Source organism: Luteimonas notoginsengisoli, from assembly GCF_042648885.1.
In the GTDB taxonomy this organism is placed as follows: domain Bacteria; phylum Pseudomonadota; class Gammaproteobacteria; order Xanthomonadales; family Xanthomonadaceae; genus Luteimonas; species Luteimonas notoginsengisoli.
On the sequence record NZ_JBHRYF010000026.1, the window covers coordinates 1 to 726 of the forward strand.

At 66.0% G+C, this 726-nt stretch carries 1 pseudogene; it reads left to right on the top strand.

Annotated elements, in window-relative coordinates:
• Nucleotides 1-3 precede the first annotated feature (3 nt).
• Nucleotides 4-726, top strand: a pseudogene (locus ACFOM9_RS16305) (IS3 family transposase); the annotation flags it as partial.

A 726-nucleotide genomic window follows, 5' to 3' on the forward strand; every position in this document is an offset into this window, starting at 1 on the left:
GACGTGAAGAAGCGTTTTACCGAAGAACAGATCATCGGCTTCCTGCGTGAGGCCGAGGCCGGCCTGCCGGTCAAGGACCTGTGCCGCCGGCACGGCTTCAGCGAAGCCTCGTATTACCTGTGGCGCAGCAAGTTCGGCGGCATGAGCGTGCCCGACGCCAAGCGCCTCAAGGAGCTGGAGGCGGAGAACACCCGGCTGAAGAAGCTGCTGGCCGAGCAGATGTTCGAGAACGACGTGATCAAGGACGCCCTGCGAAAAAAGTGGTGACCGCACCGGCTCGACGCGAGCTGGTGCGGCATCTGGTGGACAAGGGGCTGAGCGAGCGACGATCGCTGGCGGTGGTGCGCATGAGCGCCAGCGCCTACCGCTATGCGCCGCGTCCGGACCGCAACGTCGAGCTGCGGGCGCGGATCCTGGCGCTGGCGCAGCGGCACAAGCGCTACGGCGTCGGGATGATCCACCTCAAGCTCAGGCAAGCGGGGCTGCTCGTGAACTACAAGCGCGTTGAACGGTTGTACCAGGAGGCGAAGCTGCAGGTGCGGCGCCGCAAGCGCAAGAAGGTGTTGCCGGGCGAGCGCCAGCCGCTGATCCGGCCGCTGGCGGCCAATCAGGTGTGGTCGATGGACTTCGTGTTCGACCGCACCGCCGAAGGTCGGGTCATCAAGTGCCTGACGATCGTCGACGACGCCACCCACGAAGCCATCGCGATCGAGGTCGAGCGCGCGA